Below are 713 nucleotides of genomic sequence, written 5' to 3' on the forward strand. Positions count from 1 at the left end.
TATCTATTTGCCAGACAAAGGAGCAAAGAACCCGAAAGAAGTGAAATCCGTTGGGGTGCGAAACAAGTGGCAAGCTCATTTTAATGCGTACCGGATCTGGAACAAGCTTCGCTTCCAGCGCAAATCCATCACCTTTGATGCGGCGCCTGAGTCTGAGTTGCTTGTGCTACGTGACCGTATTGCCGTAGCAGATTATCGCAATGGTATTCATCAAAGCGGGGAAGTGGTACAGCAAGAAGGTTTAATTCTCACCCTAAGCCATGATGTAGATTTCATTGCAGGCAAGAGCTATGTGATCTATCTGCAAATGGGGGATGGTACCGTGGACCTTATTCCTGTTACCGCAGGATCTGCCAAGAACAAGGTAGTTTTAGGCCGATTACCGAACGGTGCATTAAAGCTAAGTCCTGATGATTTTGTGAATACTATCTATACGGTGGTTAATGACGATACCAAAGTCTCACTGCCTTATCTGGTTGCAAAAAGAGAACCGGCTGACCAGTTCTCAAATACCATTACGGCAATTAATTACGATGAACGTTATTACCTCAATGACAAGGATTTCATTGATGTGCCGGTAGATGATTCACCGATCTACATTCGATATGACCAGCTTGATATTAATCTCGCACGTTTATATCAAATGCAAAGAGGTGATTTACCAACGACTGGAGAAATTAGCTTTGTAGTTGAAGCTGGTGCGCTGGTTTCAA

At 43.9% G+C, this 713-nt stretch carries 1 protein-coding gene; it reads left to right on the forward strand.

Translation table 11 applies throughout. From position 1 onward, the window contains the following. On the forward strand, nucleotides 1–713 hold a 713-nt coding region (locus SM447_RS29295), incomplete at both ends, for a host specificity factor TipJ family phage tail protein (protein ID WP_474576104.1).

Source organism: Micromonospora aridisoli (assembly GCF_056150025.1).